Source organism: Halioglobus maricola (assembly GCF_009388985.1).
Taxonomy (GTDB): domain Bacteria; phylum Pseudomonadota; class Gammaproteobacteria; order Pseudomonadales; family Halieaceae; genus Halioglobus; species Halioglobus maricola.
Genome location: NZ_CP036422.1, coordinates 3,692,104 through 3,706,432, shown reverse-complemented (window position 1 = coordinate 3,706,432; position 14,329 = coordinate 3,692,104). Strand labels below are relative to the sequence as shown.

16 protein-coding genes are annotated in these 14,329 nt (G+C 51.9%); 13 read left to right on the top strand and 3 right to left on the bottom strand.

The window, feature by feature from the left end; genetic code table 11:
* The first annotated feature begins 10 nt into the window (after window positions 1-10).
* From EY643_RS16905 to EY643_RS16890, 4 genes are all read left to right on the top strand, one after another.
* On the top strand, window positions 11-625 hold the full coding sequence (locus EY643_RS16905; protein ID WP_153240343.1) for a cytochrome c oxidase subunit 3 family protein: 615 nt from the start codon (window positions 11-13) through the stop codon (window positions 623-625).
* Entirely contained in the window at window positions 622-888 is a 267-nt protein-coding gene (locus tag EY643_RS16900; protein WP_153240342.1) for a cytochrome C oxidase subunit IV family protein, read from the top strand. The genes EY643_RS16905 and EY643_RS16900 overlap by 4 nt, the downstream gene beginning before the upstream one ends.
* Window positions 888-2,198 (top strand): protoporphyrinogen/coproporphyrinogen oxidase, encoded by a 1,311-nt coding sequence (locus EY643_RS16895; RefSeq protein WP_153240341.1) that lies wholly within the window; start codon window positions 888-890, stop codon window positions 2,196-2,198. The genes EY643_RS16900 and EY643_RS16895 overlap by 1 nt, the downstream gene beginning before the upstream one ends.
* Window positions 2,199-2,301: 103 nt before the next feature.
* Window positions 2,302-3,216: a LysR family transcriptional regulator gene (locus EY643_RS16890; protein ID WP_153240340.1), complete on the top strand. Its 915-nt coding sequence runs from the start codon at window positions 2,302-2,304 to the stop codon at window positions 3,214-3,216.
* Window positions 3,217-3,251: 35 nt separating this feature from the next.
* On the opposite strand, the gene EY643_RS16885 is transcribed toward EY643_RS16890, so the two are convergent.
* Window positions 3,252-3,860 (bottom strand): NUDIX hydrolase, encoded by a 609-nt coding sequence (locus tag EY643_RS16885; protein WP_170287442.1) that lies wholly within the window; start codon window positions 3,858-3,860, stop codon window positions 3,252-3,254.
* 295 nt (window positions 3,861-4,155) lie between these two features.
* On the opposite strand from EY643_RS16885, the gene EY643_RS16880 reads away from it, so the two are divergent.
* From EY643_RS16880 to EY643_RS16840, 9 genes are all read left to right on the top strand, one after another.
* Window positions 4,156-5,361 carry an acyl-CoA dehydrogenase family protein gene (locus tag EY643_RS16880; RefSeq protein WP_153240338.1) on the top strand — a complete coding sequence of 402 codons (1,206 nt, stop codon included), beginning with the start codon at window positions 4,156-4,158 and terminating at the stop codon, window positions 5,359-5,361.
* Between the two features lie 113 nt (window positions 5,362-5,474).
* On the top strand, window positions 5,475-6,887 hold the full coding sequence (locus EY643_RS16875) for a wax ester/triacylglycerol synthase family O-acyltransferase (protein WP_153240337.1): 1,413 nt from the start codon (window positions 5,475-5,477) through the stop codon (window positions 6,885-6,887).
* A 126-nt stretch (window positions 6,888-7,013) separates the two neighbouring features.
* Window positions 7,014-8,228, top strand: coding sequence for a cytochrome P450 (locus EY643_RS16870; RefSeq protein WP_153240336.1), 1,215 nt, complete (start codon window positions 7,014-7,016; stop codon window positions 8,226-8,228).
* An 18-nt stretch (window positions 8,229-8,246) separates the two neighbouring features.
* Window positions 8,247-8,792 (top strand): nuclear transport factor 2 family protein, encoded by a 546-nt coding sequence (locus EY643_RS16865; RefSeq protein ID WP_153240335.1) that lies wholly within the window; start codon window positions 8,247-8,249, stop codon window positions 8,790-8,792.
* Window positions 8,793-8,803: 11 nt separating this feature from the next.
* Window positions 8,804-9,403, top strand: a complete 600-nt coding sequence (locus EY643_RS16860; RefSeq protein WP_153240334.1) for a nuclear transport factor 2 family protein — start codon at window positions 8,804-8,806, stop codon at window positions 9,401-9,403.
* 17 nt (window positions 9,404-9,420) lie between these two features.
* Window positions 9,421-9,819, top strand: a complete 399-nt coding sequence (locus tag EY643_RS16855; protein WP_153240333.1) for a nuclear transport factor 2 family protein — start codon at window positions 9,421-9,423, stop codon at window positions 9,817-9,819.
* A 13-nt stretch (window positions 9,820-9,832) separates the two neighbouring features.
* On the top strand, window positions 9,833-10,144 hold the full coding sequence (locus tag EY643_RS16850) for a 2Fe-2S iron-sulfur cluster-binding protein (protein ID WP_153240332.1): 312 nt from the start codon (window positions 9,833-9,835) through the stop codon (window positions 10,142-10,144).
* Between the two features lies 1 nt (window position 10,145).
* Window positions 10,146-10,910, top strand: coding sequence for an SDR family NAD(P)-dependent oxidoreductase (locus tag EY643_RS16845; RefSeq protein ID WP_153240331.1), 765 nt, complete (start codon window positions 10,146-10,148; stop codon window positions 10,908-10,910).
* A 37-nt stretch (window positions 10,911-10,947) separates the two neighbouring features.
* Window positions 10,948-11,322, top strand: coding sequence for an EthD domain-containing protein (locus EY643_RS16840; RefSeq protein WP_153240330.1), 375 nt, complete (start codon window positions 10,948-10,950; stop codon window positions 11,320-11,322).
* A gap of 20 nt (window positions 11,323-11,342) precedes the next feature.
* On the opposite strand, the gene EY643_RS16835 is transcribed toward EY643_RS16840, so the two are convergent.
* Together EY643_RS16835 and EY643_RS16830 are read right to left on the bottom strand one after the other, a co-directional pair.
* Complete coding sequence (locus EY643_RS16835; RefSeq protein ID WP_153240329.1) at window positions 11,343-11,717, bottom strand: nitroreductase family protein; 375 nt, start codon at window positions 11,715-11,717, stop codon at window positions 11,343-11,345.
* A gap of 213 nt (window positions 11,718-11,930) precedes the next feature.
* A complete protein-coding gene (locus EY643_RS16830; protein ID WP_170287441.1) occupies window positions 11,931-14,240 on the bottom strand; it encodes a TonB-dependent receptor in 2,310 nt (769 codons plus the stop codon).
* Window positions 14,241-14,329 lie beyond the last annotated feature (89 nt).

Here is a 14,329-nt window from a genome sequence, read left to right as displayed (position 1 = left end):
GATACCAGAAATGACAGTACAACCGCAAGCAGCGACCACGCCGGGTCAGCCACACTCCCGGGCAAAGTCGCGTCTCCCGGGAGAAGAAGGTGTGTGGTTCTTCATCTTGGGAGACCTGCTGGTATTTACCGTCTTCTTCGCAACGTTTCTTTATTATCGTAATGAGGACGTGGTTCTATTTATCACCTCGCAGGCTCAGCTTAATCAAGGCATAGGTGTTCTGAATACGCTTTTGATGTTGAGTAGTTCCTGGTTTGTCGCTACAGCGGTTCACTGTGTGCGACTTGGCTTGTATCGAACGTCGTGGAAGTTACTGCTCCTTGCCTTCGTCTGTGGCGCGGGCTTTATCGTGATTAAGTTTTTTGAGTACAGCGAGAAGATCACCGCTGGCATTACTTTAAGCACTAACGACTTTTTCATGTACTACTTCATCTATACGGGAATACATGGAATACACGTTTTGATAGGGCTGGGAATCCTTCTCTATATGACGCTGCTTTTGCGATCGAGGCAAAGTGGCCTTACTGCCAGCGATCTGCAGAATTTGGAAAGTGGGGCAATTTTTTGGCACCTGGTCGATCTGCTCTGGATCGTAATATTCGCGCTTCTGTATCTTGTAAAATGAAAACTATTATCTTCACTCGTATCACCGCGGTATGGCTAATTCTGGTAGCCGCAACCCTTCTGTCATGGGGGATCGACCAGGGACAGTCGCAAACTTTTCAATTCGGAGGGGCGGCAATTCTGGCTATTGCCCTGATCAAGGTTCGTTTCGTCATCCAGGAGTTCATGGAAGTGCGAACTGCGCCTTTTATTTTGAAAGCGGCTACCGATATCTGGTGTGTAGCGGTGTTTATCTTGCTCACAGCGTTACTGCTGCAATCCTAATGAGCCAAAGAAAGCATATTGCGGTAATTGGCGCCGGTATGGCAGGGCTGTCTGCTGCATACCGTTTGCAGGAAGCCGGCTTTGATATCACGGTATACGAGAAAAACCCTGAGGTCGGTGGAAGAACTGTCTCGTTGATCAAAGACGGCTACACCATGGATTTAGGCGCCATAACCCTGTCTCCCGCATATAAGGAAACGATAAAACTGATTCGTGATGTGGGTGCAATGGAGGAGTGCATTCAGGTCAAGCCTGTTCTCGGCGTTGCCAGGGGCGGGAAGGTCCATTGTATTGACCTGTCAAACGCAATCCTCTCTGGTCTTCGAACCAGCTTTCTTTCATTCTGGGCAAAATTAGGCCTGGTGAAGCTGGTGCCCACCATGATCAAGTATTGGTCGAAATGTGATTTTGAAGATATGACGCAGCTCGAAGAATTGGACTCTGAAACTGCCGAGTCTTTCGCCATGAGGGTGCTTGGACAAGAGACACATGATTATCTGGTCGACCCCATCATACGCGTCAATATGTTCACTTCCAGTAAGATTTCTTCCGCAGCGGATATTGTCTGGCTGATGAAAATATTCAGTGGAGCCAAGCTTCTGCAGGTGAAATCTGGCATGGGAGCCATCTCGAGAAAAATTGCCGGTAAACTCGCCTCGGTTCATTGTGGATCGACAGTCGAACTCGTTGAAAAGCAAGGAAACCAGGTTTTCGTTACTGTTGATGGACGGCGTGTTGAGTTCGATGGCGCGGTCATCGCCACGCCGCCGGGCTACGCACTTGAGATGGCGCCATGGATGGATGGTAGGCAGCGAGAATGGTTCAGTTCAGCCAGAGCTGTTCCCAGTCTGACCGTCCATGTCGGATTACGCTCGGTGCCGGACAGTGCCGCTGCACTGCTTCTGGTGCCCAGCTCTGAGGCGAGGGACATACTTGGTATCGCTCTCGAACATAACAAATGTCCAGGGAGGGTGCCAGAGGGTAAGGGGCTGCTGGCCCTGCATATGACCGGTGATTGGGCCAAAAGCCAGGAAGGACTCAGCGATACAGAGGTCGCATTCAACGCCCTGGACGCCGCCCAACCATTTCTGGGAGATCTCAAGGACCATGTGGAAATGGTCAATTTGCATCATTGGGATTGGGTGGATCACGAGCGTCATGTGGGCGTTTACAGATCTTTGCGTCAGGCACAGCCACAGTTCACGCGCGACATTGTGACGTTCGCCGGTGAATATAATGCAGCAGGAATCGAGGGCGCGGTCGTTTCGGGCAAGAAGTGCGCCGATGCGCTTATTGGAAAATTCGCGTAGTTCAGCCCATATCTGATAATGTATTAGTTCGATATAGCTAGCCTGCGGGTAGCGAAAGCAACTCGGGTGGCGCTGCTTATTATAATAACTATGTGGTAATGCTATGGCAGGTCGCAAAACCAATCTGAACCAGCTGCGGATTTTGACGGTTCTTCTGAAGGAACCGAATCTTTCGCGCGCATCAGAAATTCTTGGAGTCTCCCAGCCAACCCTGAGCTCGGCCCTGAAGCAGCTGCGGGAAGAATTCGACGATATGCTTTTGGTGCGGGTAGGCAACCGGATGGAGCTGACGACCAAGGCCCGAACTCTCTGTGAACCACTGGATGAGATTTTTGATGCGGTGGATAAGCTGTGGCAAATGGAATCCGCGACGCCTGAAACCGCGAGCCGTGGTATTGTAATAGGCACCACCGATTACGGTGCCGCTATGACAGCTTCAGGCCTGCGAAATGAACTGAATAGAAGCGCCCCTGGAATTAGTGTCCAGTATGTGGATGTTGCGGAAACGAAGGAGTTGATAAACCGGGAAAACGAGCTGGATTTTTACCTTGTGCCAGACTCGATATGTCACTCCCCGGTGTTTCAGGATTTTAAGTATTTCCCGCTGTTCGAAGAAGAAATGGTCTACCTTGTCGGCAATTCCAACCCACTTGCTGAGCTCAGTGCCGAAGAAATTGAGGAGCAGCCAGATATTTCTTTCGCTACATTTTCAGTTGGCCTCGAACGGTATTCAAGTGTTACCAGAAAAGTTATCTCCGAGTTCGAGCAGGGTAGAAAAATCGACCTGAGAGTTCAGCAGTGGTCATTGTTGCCGTTGATTGCCGAAGAGACGGATTCCGTTGTCCTGCTTCCCCGGCGACTCGCAAAGAAATTGCAAGACAAGTTTGCTTGCAAGATCATTGGTTCGATGAACCCCGGTGTCGCATTCGCCTATTGCATTATGTGGGACAGGGTTTACCAGTCGGATAACGTTCACGAGTTTGTCAGGAACATTTTCAAGAAAATGTATCCGCGGTGAATTCACCTTGCACACGTTACAGAGTAGACAGCCCCTTATAAATTGTATTTCGAGCTAATCGTATCAAGGGACCTGTGGTAGTTGGTTAAATAAAGTTCATCGCTGATAATTTCTGCGTAATAGATACCGAAATCGTTTGTCCGCATATCCCGGTAAAAACGTCGTAGCCCTTCCTCTGCTATTCCGTAAGCGAGCTTTTGCCATGGAGCGTTTTCCTCCGTGAACCACTGGGCATCCTGGGCTTCCGGGCCAGGGTTGGTAAAGTGAGAGTTACACTCCGCACGAAACAATAGGTGTACTTCATTGATCGATCGGATGTTACCGACTACGTATAATTCTGTGGACTCAGGATCCAACTCGATCCCGGTTTCCTCCTTGGCTTCACGAACAGCCGCTTCGCGTGGCGACTCATCAACTTCCATAAAACCACCGGGGAGAGACCAGTAACCTTTCCTGGGTTCCTCCGCACGTTGCATCCACAGGATTCTGTCTTGATGCGTAGCGACCATGGCTACCTGCACTTTTGGGTTTACATAGTTTATCCAACCGCAGCGTCGACACGTTTCTCGTGGACGTTCATCGCCTTCAGGGTAGGAAAGAGAAAGTGGGCCACCGCACTCGTAGCAATAGCGCTGCATCATCATGGTGCACCCTTGATCGTCTGGTAATGGCGGTATGCCGTTCCCCATTTGGCAAGTATGGCTGATCTCTTCCAATGGGCCTATGTAAGTTGTCGAATAGTGTTTATCGGAAGAATCGCTAGTTAGGCATAACTCATTGTAATAATTGAGATATTTGAATCTTCTATACTGCCTATTGGGTAAACGTGGGTTCTTCCTCTCGCAAGACTGACGTAACGTTATCTCAAGCCTGAAGGAGGTGTCTCAGCTGGCATGTTTCTGTCACCTGGAGTGGAAAATCGTCGAAGGATGTAAAGTTATGACTGCAAGCGCAAACACGAAAATAGCACGAAGGGCCCTTTCCTTCAGTGCGGAGGGGGAGGCAAAAGCGATTCGCGCGGCGAAAGCGCTCCGGCCTCTGTTGCAAAAAAATGCCCAGATACATCACCAGATTGGTGAGATGACAGAAGAGGTTGTAGATGCCATCACCAACGCGGGTCTGCACAATCTTGCTGTACCGTCTCGCTGGGATGGGGAGCGACTTTCTTCGGTTGCACTAGCACGTGTTTCGGCTGAAATTGCCCGCGGTTGCCCTTCGACGGCCTGGAGTGTTTCGATAACGAATTCCTGTGCGTGGATGGCTTCCCAGATGAAAGATTCCATGCAGGAGGCAGTTTTTGCCAACGGTACACCCATGCTCACCAGCCCCCAGAATGGATTTGGCACTTTGGAAGTGGTGGAAGGTGGGTATCTTCTCACCGGCCGATGGTCTTATGGCTCCAATTCTCATCATGCTGAGTACGCGTTATTAACTGGCATACTTGAAGAGACCCAACCGGTTCAATGTCTGGTGTCTATCAATGATGTAACGCGTCTTGATACCTGGGACGTTGTAGGCATGCGTGGCTCCGGGTCAGACACCCTGGTAGCTGACAAGGTATTCGTACCTTTGGAATATGCTTGTAAGATGGCCGCTGTTGTTAGTGCAGAGGGCTTCAGCTACGAGATGGAAGCGTCCGATTACTGGGTGGTGTTTCCTCTGCTGCGCGCCAAGGCGCTTGGCGTTCTTGTCGGCACCGTAGAAGGTTTATTGGATGCAGTCGCGGCTGGAGCCAACAAACCTGTGGTCTATACGAATTACACCGCAAGGCAGGATTCCGGCGCATTCAGGGCGTATATCGGTGAGGCCGCAACCAAGATTCGCACCGCCAGAACGATGATGGACAGTGTTAATGATGTAAACGATCAATCTGCGCTGAAGGCTCGTCATCTCTCGGTTGACGAGGCGCAACACATCAGGGCCGAAGTCGCGCTGGTGATAAAGCTTTTATCCGAGGCGTCCACGACCTTGATGGACCTGGCGGGTTCCTCCGGTTTCAGCGAATCAAACATGGCTCAGCGCTACTGGCTCGATTTCAACGTGGGCTCCAGGCATGTGGTGTTCAACCCCTACATCAGCTTCGAAGCCTATGGTGACCATGTGTTGGGCAGAGAGCTCTCTGTCCTGGACGAGCTCGCAGTCTAGGGTTTTTTCAGGTCCACTCCCTCTTGGTGGCCCCCAGATTCGTCTTTGGGCCACTTTTTTCTGCATGTTAATACTGGCTTTGTTTGTGTAGTTCGAAGCGGGTAGGCGGAGCTATGCATATTAAACAGCTAAGCGGCACTAACCACATCTGGTTTGCGATCGATACGAAGAACACACCGATGCATGTGATGATGGTGAGTATCTACGATCCATCTACAGTTGAGTCAGGGAAGATTGCCCTCGACAGTGTCAAACGCTATATGTCGAGCATGGTCTCAGGTCTCCCCCTGTGCCAGAAACTACAGCCGTCGCCAATAAAGCCCGACTTCCCGTTCTGGGTAGAAGACCGGAACTTTAATATTGACAATCACGTGCAGCAGGTCAGCTTCAGGGGTAGTTCGACCAAGCGCAACATGATGAACCTGTTTGAGCGCATTGCTGAACAGCCGCTGGACCAGGCAAGGCCCTTATGGCAGATGACACTGGTCACGGGTCTGGGTCGCATCCCGGGACTCCCAAAGGACGCGTTTGCGCTGGTCTCCAAGCTACATCACAGCCAGTTCGACGGTACGTCTGGAATGAAGTTGCAGGCGAGGTTGCACAGTGCCAGTCCGGATTTTGCTTGGAGTCCAGCGGGAACCTCGCGGGAGCCAGGAAGGGATGTCCCTGGAAAAATGCTGTTGCAGGCAATCGGTAACCGATACCGGTGGACGAATATGTCTACCCGGGTTGCGGCAAGCATGATGCCAGGTCTGGTCAAGGGCGCAGCGAAAAGAATACTCTCTCGCTCAAAGGTGAAGGAAGGTCCGGAAGTTCCCAGGACGAGGTTTTCCAACAGCATCCAGACTAACGAGCGGGTCTATGATTCCATTACCTGGCCCTTGGCGGAGATCAAGTCCATCAAGAACAAGGTTGAAGGCGCCACGGTGAATGATGCCACGCTGGCGATTTTCGCAGGGGCTGTGAGGAAATACATGGAGCATCATGGGGAACTACCTGAAACTTCTTTGGTTATCGCGATGCCGAGATCGGAGCATAAGGAAAGCAATACTGAAAGCTCAGGAAACCAGGCTTCAGCTATGCGCGCAGCCATAGGCAGCGATATCGTCGACCCGCTGGACAGGCTCCGATTTATCCGGGACAACACCAGACAGGCGAAGGAGAAAGCTACATCGCGATCCGGAAGCCCATTGGACGTCGTCGATGTGGTCCCGACTTATACCTTGGGCAAGGTGTTCAAGGCGATCAATTATTTCAAGCTGGTTGAAAAAATACCAGTTCCATTCAGTGGGATGGTTTTGACCAATGTACCAGGGCCGCGGGTACCGCTCTACTTTATGGGTGCAAAGATGTTGAGCAACTATGGCCTGGGTTTCCTGATAGATGGCATGGGGCTACTGTGCACTGTAACGAGCTACTGTGACGAGTTGTACCTGGGCGTTCAATCTACGCCGGAATTGCTGCCTGATATTGAATTCTTTTTCGAATGTGTTGCTGACTCCTATGGTGAGTGCATCAATGCGTGAAGCCGTTAAACACGTATTATTTGTAGGTATTTGAAAAATCTATATGGCTTATAGAGTAGCGAGGGGTTCATCTCCATCCATGGGCCCTGTAAATTCAATGCTACGCGAATTTTGAGGAGGTTACAGATGACCGGAAAATGCCCATTTTCTCTCGAGGAAGAATTCGAGAAGTTTTCAAGCTATAGCATGACGCCAGACGAGGCTCATGACCTGATTGAGCGAGCCCGTACAGAGTGTCCGGTGCCGTATTCCAGGGAGCTCGGGGGCTTCCACGTCTTCATGAATTATGAAGATGTTCGCAATGGTCTGCTCGACTTTCAAACCTACGCTTCTGGTCCCTCGGTACTTCGACCCTACAGTGAAGACATGCCGGTGTTTCCGCCAAGCTCTTTTGATCCTCCCGAGCACGGTCCCTGGCGCAAGATATTTACCGGTGGGGTAAATGTCCGTACGCCGGGTCGAATCGAGCCGCTGGTTCGCGCCGATACCATCGAGCTGATCGAAAGCTTTGTTGAAAAGGGCGAGTGCGATCTTCACCTCGATCTGGCTGAGCTCATACCCATGAAGGCTATTTTTCACGTTCTGGGCCTAGAACCGGAGCTTCACGATACTCTGCGTAAAATGAACGTTGAACTTCTGGCGGCCGTTGGCGAGCCGGAAAAATTCATGGAACTATGGGTACCCTTTGCCGAGTTCGGCTGGAAGGCGGTGGAGAAGAAGAAAGCAGATCCGCAGGATGACTACCTGTCGGTACTTGCCGACGCAGATATTGACGGTCGACCTCTTACGCCAGAAGAGGTGGGGGCTTGTGTCATCTCTCTACTGACAGCGGGTCACGGTACCACCACCGCTGCCTTGACTAATCTGTTCTATGAGGTGTTGCGGCGTCCTGAATTGAAGCAGCGCCTAATTGACAACCCTGAGGATATACCACTCGCAGTAGATGAGGGACTTCGCCTGCACCACCCATTCCTCGGTCTTTACAGGATGGCCACCAAGGACGTTGAAGTTCACGGCAAAACTATCAAGAAAGGTGAATCTGTCTATATGGCGTGGGAAGCGGCTAACCGTGACCCGGCTGTCACCGAAAACCCGCTCGACTTCAATATAGACAGGTCTGGTTTCCAAAGCCTGGCTTGGGGGTTGGGCAAGCATTCCTGCGTCGGCCGCATGACGGCCCTGATGGAACAGCGGGTGGTAATGGAAGAACTGCTCGCTCGCGTGCCAGACATCGAGTTGACGGCGCCAGAGAAGGTGAAGTGGGATTTCCATGGTGCCGAGACTCAGGGCTTCCTGGAGCTGCCGGCACGGTTTACGGCGCGTCCACGCCGGGATAGTTGAGCCAGGGGGTCAGCAGAGATGGAGTCTATCAATCAAGCAAAACTCCAGGGCTTGCTGGACAAGCAGGACATCGAAGAGCAACTGATGCGTTACGCCCGGGCTATCGACCGACAGGATCCGGCGTTGTTGAGGACCGTCTACTGGCCCGACGCCTACGACGACCACCTGTTGTATGAGGGCGACGTGGATGGCCTGGTCGAGTGGGCCTTTGGTTTTACTGACAACATGCCTACGCATCACTTTGTAGGCAATCGTTTGATCGAGTTGCAGTCTGAAACAGAGGCGTTCTCAGAGGCATATTACGTCGCCTGGCACGATATGCCGCCTGAACCGGGCTCAACGCAACGTATGAATCTCGCACTGAGAGGCCGCTATCTTGACACCTTCGAAAAGCGCGGTGATGAGTGGCGCATCAAGCGGCGTATTCTCGCTCTGGATGCCTACACCCTGGCGCCCGGCACATCGGACTGGGAAGCTGGTCATTTTGCGAAGATTACGACTCGTGGCGGCCCCAGGCCAGATGACCCGCTCTACACAGAACACCCGAACACAACAAATAATTGAAGAGGCTAAAAATGACAGACGCTAATGCAACAGGTGATTTTTCAGACCGCGAATGGAGCGACGAGCCCCAAGCGGTTTTCGGTTCAGACCCAAAACTCGTGCAGGAAATCTACGAGCTGGAGAAAAACGTTGAGGCGATGTTCAACAAGGAATTCCTGAACAACCCGGGTGAGATCGTACGTCGCCACTACAGCAAAAATATCGATGTAAGTTTTGTCGATATCCTGTCTCCGGGGCAGTATTTCGGCAAGGATGTGCTCAACTGGTGGGAGTGGATAGGCTCACAGTTCGTCGGTGACCTTTGGCTTCGCAACATGCGAATCTATGCCAGAGAAAATACTGGTTTTGTCTATATGAACCAGGTTTACCAGGGTGACCACGGTGGTGAGAAGTTCCTCTGGGTGATGCGCCAGACCGATGTCGTTGAAAAACAGGATGGTGAGTGGCGTATTATGCATACACACCTTTCGTTTGCCGGTGACCCGGTAGAACTGGACCCAGCCAGTTGGAAGCTGGACTTCGAGTACAAGCCACGGCCGCTGCCCTGGGATGCAGCCGAAAAGGGTGAAGGTTATGGAGAGACTCCAGTAGAATTCGAGAAACACGACTGATTTCGAGGAGCCTGATCATGTCTCAACAGCTTATGCAGACTTGGTTAAAACTGTTGGCAGAGAAAAAATTTGATGAATACCCCTCTCTGCTCTCAAGTGACGTGGTGATGCAATTTCCATACGCACCTTCGCCGCTTCCTCGCGAAGTGCGCGGACTGGATTCATGCATGGAGGTGCTACAGGGCTTCCTGGGTATGTTCGATTCCTGGGAGTGGGGTAATCTCGACATTAAGGAATGTAAGGAGGAGGGGCATGTGTTTGCTACTGCCAGCTCCAAAGCGATTACCTCTACGGGCGCGAGCTATAGCAATATCTACGTATTAGGAGCGGAGTTCTCTGAAGGTAACCTGGTTGGCTATTCAGAGTATTTTGATCCGCTGCCCGCCATGGCGCTGATGGAACAATTAGGACAGTAAGAGGAAGTAAGTGATGCCAAAATTGGTATTTGAAAACATCGATGGAAGTGAACAAATTGTAGAGGCGCCAGTGGGGCATAGTGTCATGCTCTGTGCAGTTGAGGCCAATGTGGAGGCGATTCTTGCTGACTGCGGCGGTGCCTGTAGTTGTGCCACTTGTCACTGCTATGTTGAGGGCGGTGTATTTCCCGACCCGGACCCTATCGAGTCGCAAATGTTGGGCCTGGTCGAAGACCTGAAGCCCGAGAGTAGACTCAGTTGTCAATTGGACGTAACCGATGAAATGGATGGGTTGCGCATAAAACTGCCAGCCAGCCAGGGTTAATATGAAACGACTGGAAAACAAAGTAGCCATAGTCACCGGCGGTGCTAGCGGGATCGGCGCTGCCATAGCAGAAGCCATGGCGAATGAAGGCGCCCGGGTGTGCGTGGCCGATCTGTCGTTGGAAGCCTGCGACCAGGTGGCGGCAAAGGTTGGCAATAACGCGTGTGGCTGTGCCCTGGATGTGACCGATCAGGCCTCTATCGATGCAGCAGTAGCGTTTGTTGAACAGCAGTTTGGTCAAATCGACATCCTGGTAAACAGTGCCGGGGTATTTGGAATGCAGCCGATAATTGAGATAACAGCAGAGGAATTTGATCGTATTGTGGGTATTAACACTCGCGGCCTGCTCTTCATGACCCAGGCTGTGATCAAGTCCATGCTGGTGGCCAATAATGGCGGTTCGATTATTAATATCGTCTCGGGCGCTGGTCGCAAGGCGTCGCCGGGAGCTGCGGTCTATTCCCTTAGCAAGGCTGCAGCCATTAGTCTGACTCAGTGCGCAACCCAGGAATATGCGCAACAAAATATTCGAGTAAATGCGATAGCACCCGGCACCACCGAGACACCGATGTGGAATCACGTGCGAGAGCAGTTCCAGGGGATGTATGGCGTTAGTCCCGATGATGCAATCACAGCGGCCACTCCAGCTGCGCGGCTTGGCACTCCCGCCGATTTTGTGGGCGCCGCTGTTTATCTGGCTTCTGATGAATCCTCGTTCATGTTGGGCCAGACCATGAGTATCGATGGGGGATACTTTATAGGTTGAGGGTCTGACTCCTGTGTAGTGCGCGAAAAGAATTCCTATGATCAAATGTTTGTTTATGCTGTACCGGGCTCCACACCTTAGCAGAGAAGAATTTGTGGAGTATTGGCAGAACAAGCACGCTCCGCTCGCTCTGGAACATGCCGCCAGTATGAAGATGAAACGGTATGTGCAGAACCACAGGGTCGATCATGTGGTCGCAGAATCGAGCCGGCAAAGTCGCGGTTGCGTTATGGGCGACTTCGATGGTGTCGCCGAAGCCTGCTGGAACAGCTTTGATGAAATGCTTGCCGGCGGCGGTGACACACCGGAAGAGGTCGCCAGGGCGATACTTGAAGATGAAGCACAGTTCGTAGATTTGCAGCGCTCGATAATCTGGTTCGCCGAAGAAAAGCCCATTTTAAGCGAGAGTTAGCAGGCCATTACTGCTAGCCCTCAATCCCAATAGTTGCCATAGCCATTGCGGTGGGCGATCTTTGATAAAGGACGCCGGACGCTGGATTTCACGAAAGACAATACCTTGGAACCAGACTTACGGGCGGGCCTGTATCCTACTCGCATAGCCCCAACTACCTTGATGTTTTCAGGCAAACCCAGGACTCTCTTCAATTCCTGCCGCGATGCCGGTACATCGTACAGCTGCGATTGCTCATGGACTACAATGCCCAGTTCCCGGGCAGTGAGCCTCATATTTTGCATCGCAGCCCCTGCGCTGAGCAGGGCGTGCATATTGTTCAGATGATCGGGTGCCTGTCTTTCCTTATTTACCAGCGTGATGATCAGGCACGGAGAGGAACTGACAAGTTCCATTGGCTTCCCATTAAACCCGAAGAATTCGAGCACATGCTTGCGCAGCTCAGTATCATCGCTTGTCGCTTGTATGTAACCTCTAATAAGGTCTACGCCTGTCTGGAAGTTCGGCCGGATTAGCTATCACCCGAAACAGTAATCGCCACTCACCCGGCCTACATTCTGATAGCCGGGTGAGTGGCGAGCGCCGAATTGAGCGGCGAATCCTCGTCCTTAAAAATTAATACCTAAACGCACACCATAGGTACGCGGCGATCCTGGGCTAAGAAAATCGCCTAACTCACTTGAAATACCAAAGGTACCGTATTCCTCATCAGCCAGGTTGTTGCCATAGGCACCCACGTAGTAAGTTTCGTCGTTGCTATACCAGGTGAGCTGCGCGTTAAGTAGATCATAGGAGTCCTGTTCAGTTCTGTTTTCGGACTCCCAGTAGAAGCTATCGCTATGATAGTAATGTGCGCTGGCATTGATGCGCCCGATGCTGGTTGTCACATCGTAGATGGCACTCAGATTGAAAGTATACTCGGGTGAGCGTGGAAGCTCGTTACCTTGCAGGTCTGCCGTTGACTGAATATTACCGCCGAAACCAGTCGGTGTTAAGGTAGGCCCTTCTGGAAACTTGTCGTACTCGGTGTCCAGGTAGGACAAGCCCGCATTGATGGTCAGGTTGTCAGTTACCAGAGCATTCAGCTCCAGTTCTGCACCATACATTGTCGCTTCTGCCGCGTTGAACAACTGGGTGCCGCCTGGTACAGAGACTAATACCTGCAGATCATCATACTCATAGTAGAACGCAGATGCGCTCAGTCGCATGCGGCTCTCCATAAATTCAGACTTTATGCCGACTTCGTAGGCATCCAGAATTTCCGGCTCCACAGGATTATCTGACCCGCCAATCGGGTCGAGCACGTTCATGTCGAAAACACCGCTCTTGAAACCGCGGTTGTATGAGATATAAGACATAGTGTCATCGCTGAAATCGTATGACAGCGCGATACGCCAGGTGATCTCATCCCAGGTCTCTTCGTCATCGAGTTGAGCTACGAGCAGGGGAGTATCCCCCTGGAACCCTGAAGAAGTACCTGAAATTTCACGCTCGTCCTCGGTGTAACGCAGGCCAAGGGTCAATGTGGTCCTTTCTGTAAAGCTGTAGTCAGCCTGTGCAAACACGGCCCAGGAGAACGTGTCTTGTTGGTTGTTGTCCTGTGTTGAGGTGAGTAAGCCGCCAGATCCTAAAGCAATAAACTCTCCCCCCACGATCGTCGGATCATAGCCTGCTTCTTCATCAAGTATGTAGACGCCAGCAATCCAGTCCATATTGTCTGTCGCGGAGGAAATACGGAACTCCTGCGTCCAGGTTTCTGTGAACTGATCCAGCAGAACGGGTAGCAGATTGGGGAACGGCGTACCGTCCTGGGCGAAGGACTGATCGGCTGTAATGTCGTTGTAAGCGGTGATACTGACCAATTCAATGTCATCGAATTGATGTCTGATATTTATAGAGATTCCAGTCTGCTCGATATTTGCCTCCGGATCGATATCGGCGGTCAGGTCCCAGTAGTCATCCGGTGCGGTTGTGGCCTGTGAGGCTGCTATACCAGCCGCGGTGGCTGGGTCGACGCCCTGCGCAAGCAGGCCCCCGAAGACCAGTTGACCATCAACGCCGAGCGCACCTTCATCCAGTCGCATACTGGTGCCGAATGAACTCTCTATGTCGGCGTAGCTCAGGGAGACAACGATGTCAGTGTTGTCTCCAGGGGTGATCAACCACTTGTTCCTGATGTTGGTTTCTTTGCCTTGATTGACGTCGTTCCCGGTGGGAATGTTTTCGCCCCAACCTTCGTCCTGATCGTGGTAGAGCACCGACAGGTCGACGGCGATATTGTCTGAAAGTCCTGTTGTTCCGTAGAACCTGGCCTCAAGCGTGTCAAAGTTGCCGTAAGACAGTTCCGCGGTTCCCTGGGTTTCGTGATCTGGCGTCTTGGTGATCAGGTGCATCAGGCCACCTGTGGCGTTGCGTCCAAACAGGGTGCCCTGTGGGCCCTTCAGGACTTCGACCCGCTCTATATTGGCTAGTCGCATCACAGAGCCGACGCTGGAGGAGACATACACGTCATCGATATACGAGGCAACGCTTGAATCCTGACCAGCAGCGGTAGTTTGAGTGCCGACCCCGCGAATAAATGGGACTGCACCGTTCAGTTGTCGTCCGTAGGTTAGTCCTGGCGTTACCATCTCCAGTTCCATGCTGTCTTTGATACCCGTCTCGTTGAGGAAATTTCCGCTGAAAGCAGATATCGCGATTGGAACATCAAGCACGGACTGTTCCCGTCGCTGTGCCGTCACCATGACTTCCTCGAGCGTTGCACCAGAACTCTGTGCGGAAACAGTGGCGACACCGCCTGCATTGAGCAGGCCAATAGCCATTAGTCCCAGCGTGAATCCGGGCTTGTGGCCGCGGCGGGCTTTGGGTTTTGGCGGTTGGGACGCACCATTACTGTTGCGATGTATAGTTTTTATCATTTCCATCCACTCCTCGTGGGTTTCGCAGTCTATGTTTCCTTTTTCGACTGATGAACACATTCTCAATTGAGAATTCGGTAGTTTCTGGG

Bases quoted from the DNA above. Each gene is read 5' to 3' on its own strand.
- EY643_RS16905 (WP_153240343.1), top strand. From the start codon at position 11: ATGACAGTACAACCGCAAGCAGCGACCACGCCGGGTCAGCCACACTCC.
- EY643_RS16900 (WP_153240342.1), top strand. From the start codon at position 622: ATGAAAACTATTATCTTCACTCGTATCACCGCGGTATGGCTAATTCTG.
- EY643_RS16895 (WP_153240341.1), top strand. From the start codon at position 888: ATGAGCCAAAGAAAGCATATTGCGGTAATTGGCGCCGGTATGGCAGGG.
- EY643_RS16890 (WP_153240340.1), top strand. From the start codon at position 2,302: ATGGCAGGTCGCAAAACCAATCTGAACCAGCTGCGGATTTTGACGGTT.
- EY643_RS16885 (WP_170287442.1), bottom strand. From the start codon at position 3,860: ATGATGATGCAGCGCTATTGCTACGAGTGCGGTGGCCCACTTTCTCTT.
- EY643_RS16880 (WP_153240338.1), top strand. From the start codon at position 4,156: ATGACTGCAAGCGCAAACACGAAAATAGCACGAAGGGCCCTTTCCTTC.
- EY643_RS16875 (WP_153240337.1), top strand. From the start codon at position 5,475: ATGCATATTAAACAGCTAAGCGGCACTAACCACATCTGGTTTGCGATC.
- EY643_RS16870 (WP_153240336.1), top strand. From the start codon at position 7,014: ATGACCGGAAAATGCCCATTTTCTCTCGAGGAAGAATTCGAGAAGTTT.
- EY643_RS16865 (WP_153240335.1), top strand. From the start codon at position 8,247: ATGGAGTCTATCAATCAAGCAAAACTCCAGGGCTTGCTGGACAAGCAG.
- EY643_RS16860 (WP_153240334.1), top strand. From the start codon at position 8,804: ATGACAGACGCTAATGCAACAGGTGATTTTTCAGACCGCGAATGGAGC.
- EY643_RS16855 (WP_153240333.1), top strand. From the start codon at position 9,421: ATGTCTCAACAGCTTATGCAGACTTGGTTAAAACTGTTGGCAGAGAAA.
- EY643_RS16850 (WP_153240332.1), top strand. From the start codon at position 9,833: ATGCCAAAATTGGTATTTGAAAACATCGATGGAAGTGAACAAATTGTA.
- EY643_RS16845 (WP_153240331.1), top strand. From the start codon at position 10,146: ATGAAACGACTGGAAAACAAAGTAGCCATAGTCACCGGCGGTGCTAGC.
- EY643_RS16840 (WP_153240330.1), top strand. From the start codon at position 10,948: ATGATCAAATGTTTGTTTATGCTGTACCGGGCTCCACACCTTAGCAGA.
- EY643_RS16835 (WP_153240329.1), bottom strand. From the start codon at position 11,717: ATGGAACTTGTCAGTTCCTCTCCGTGCCTGATCATCACGCTGGTAAAT.
- EY643_RS16830 (WP_170287441.1), bottom strand. From the start codon at position 14,240: ATGATAAAAACTATACATCGCAACAGTAATGGTGCGTCCCAACCGCCA.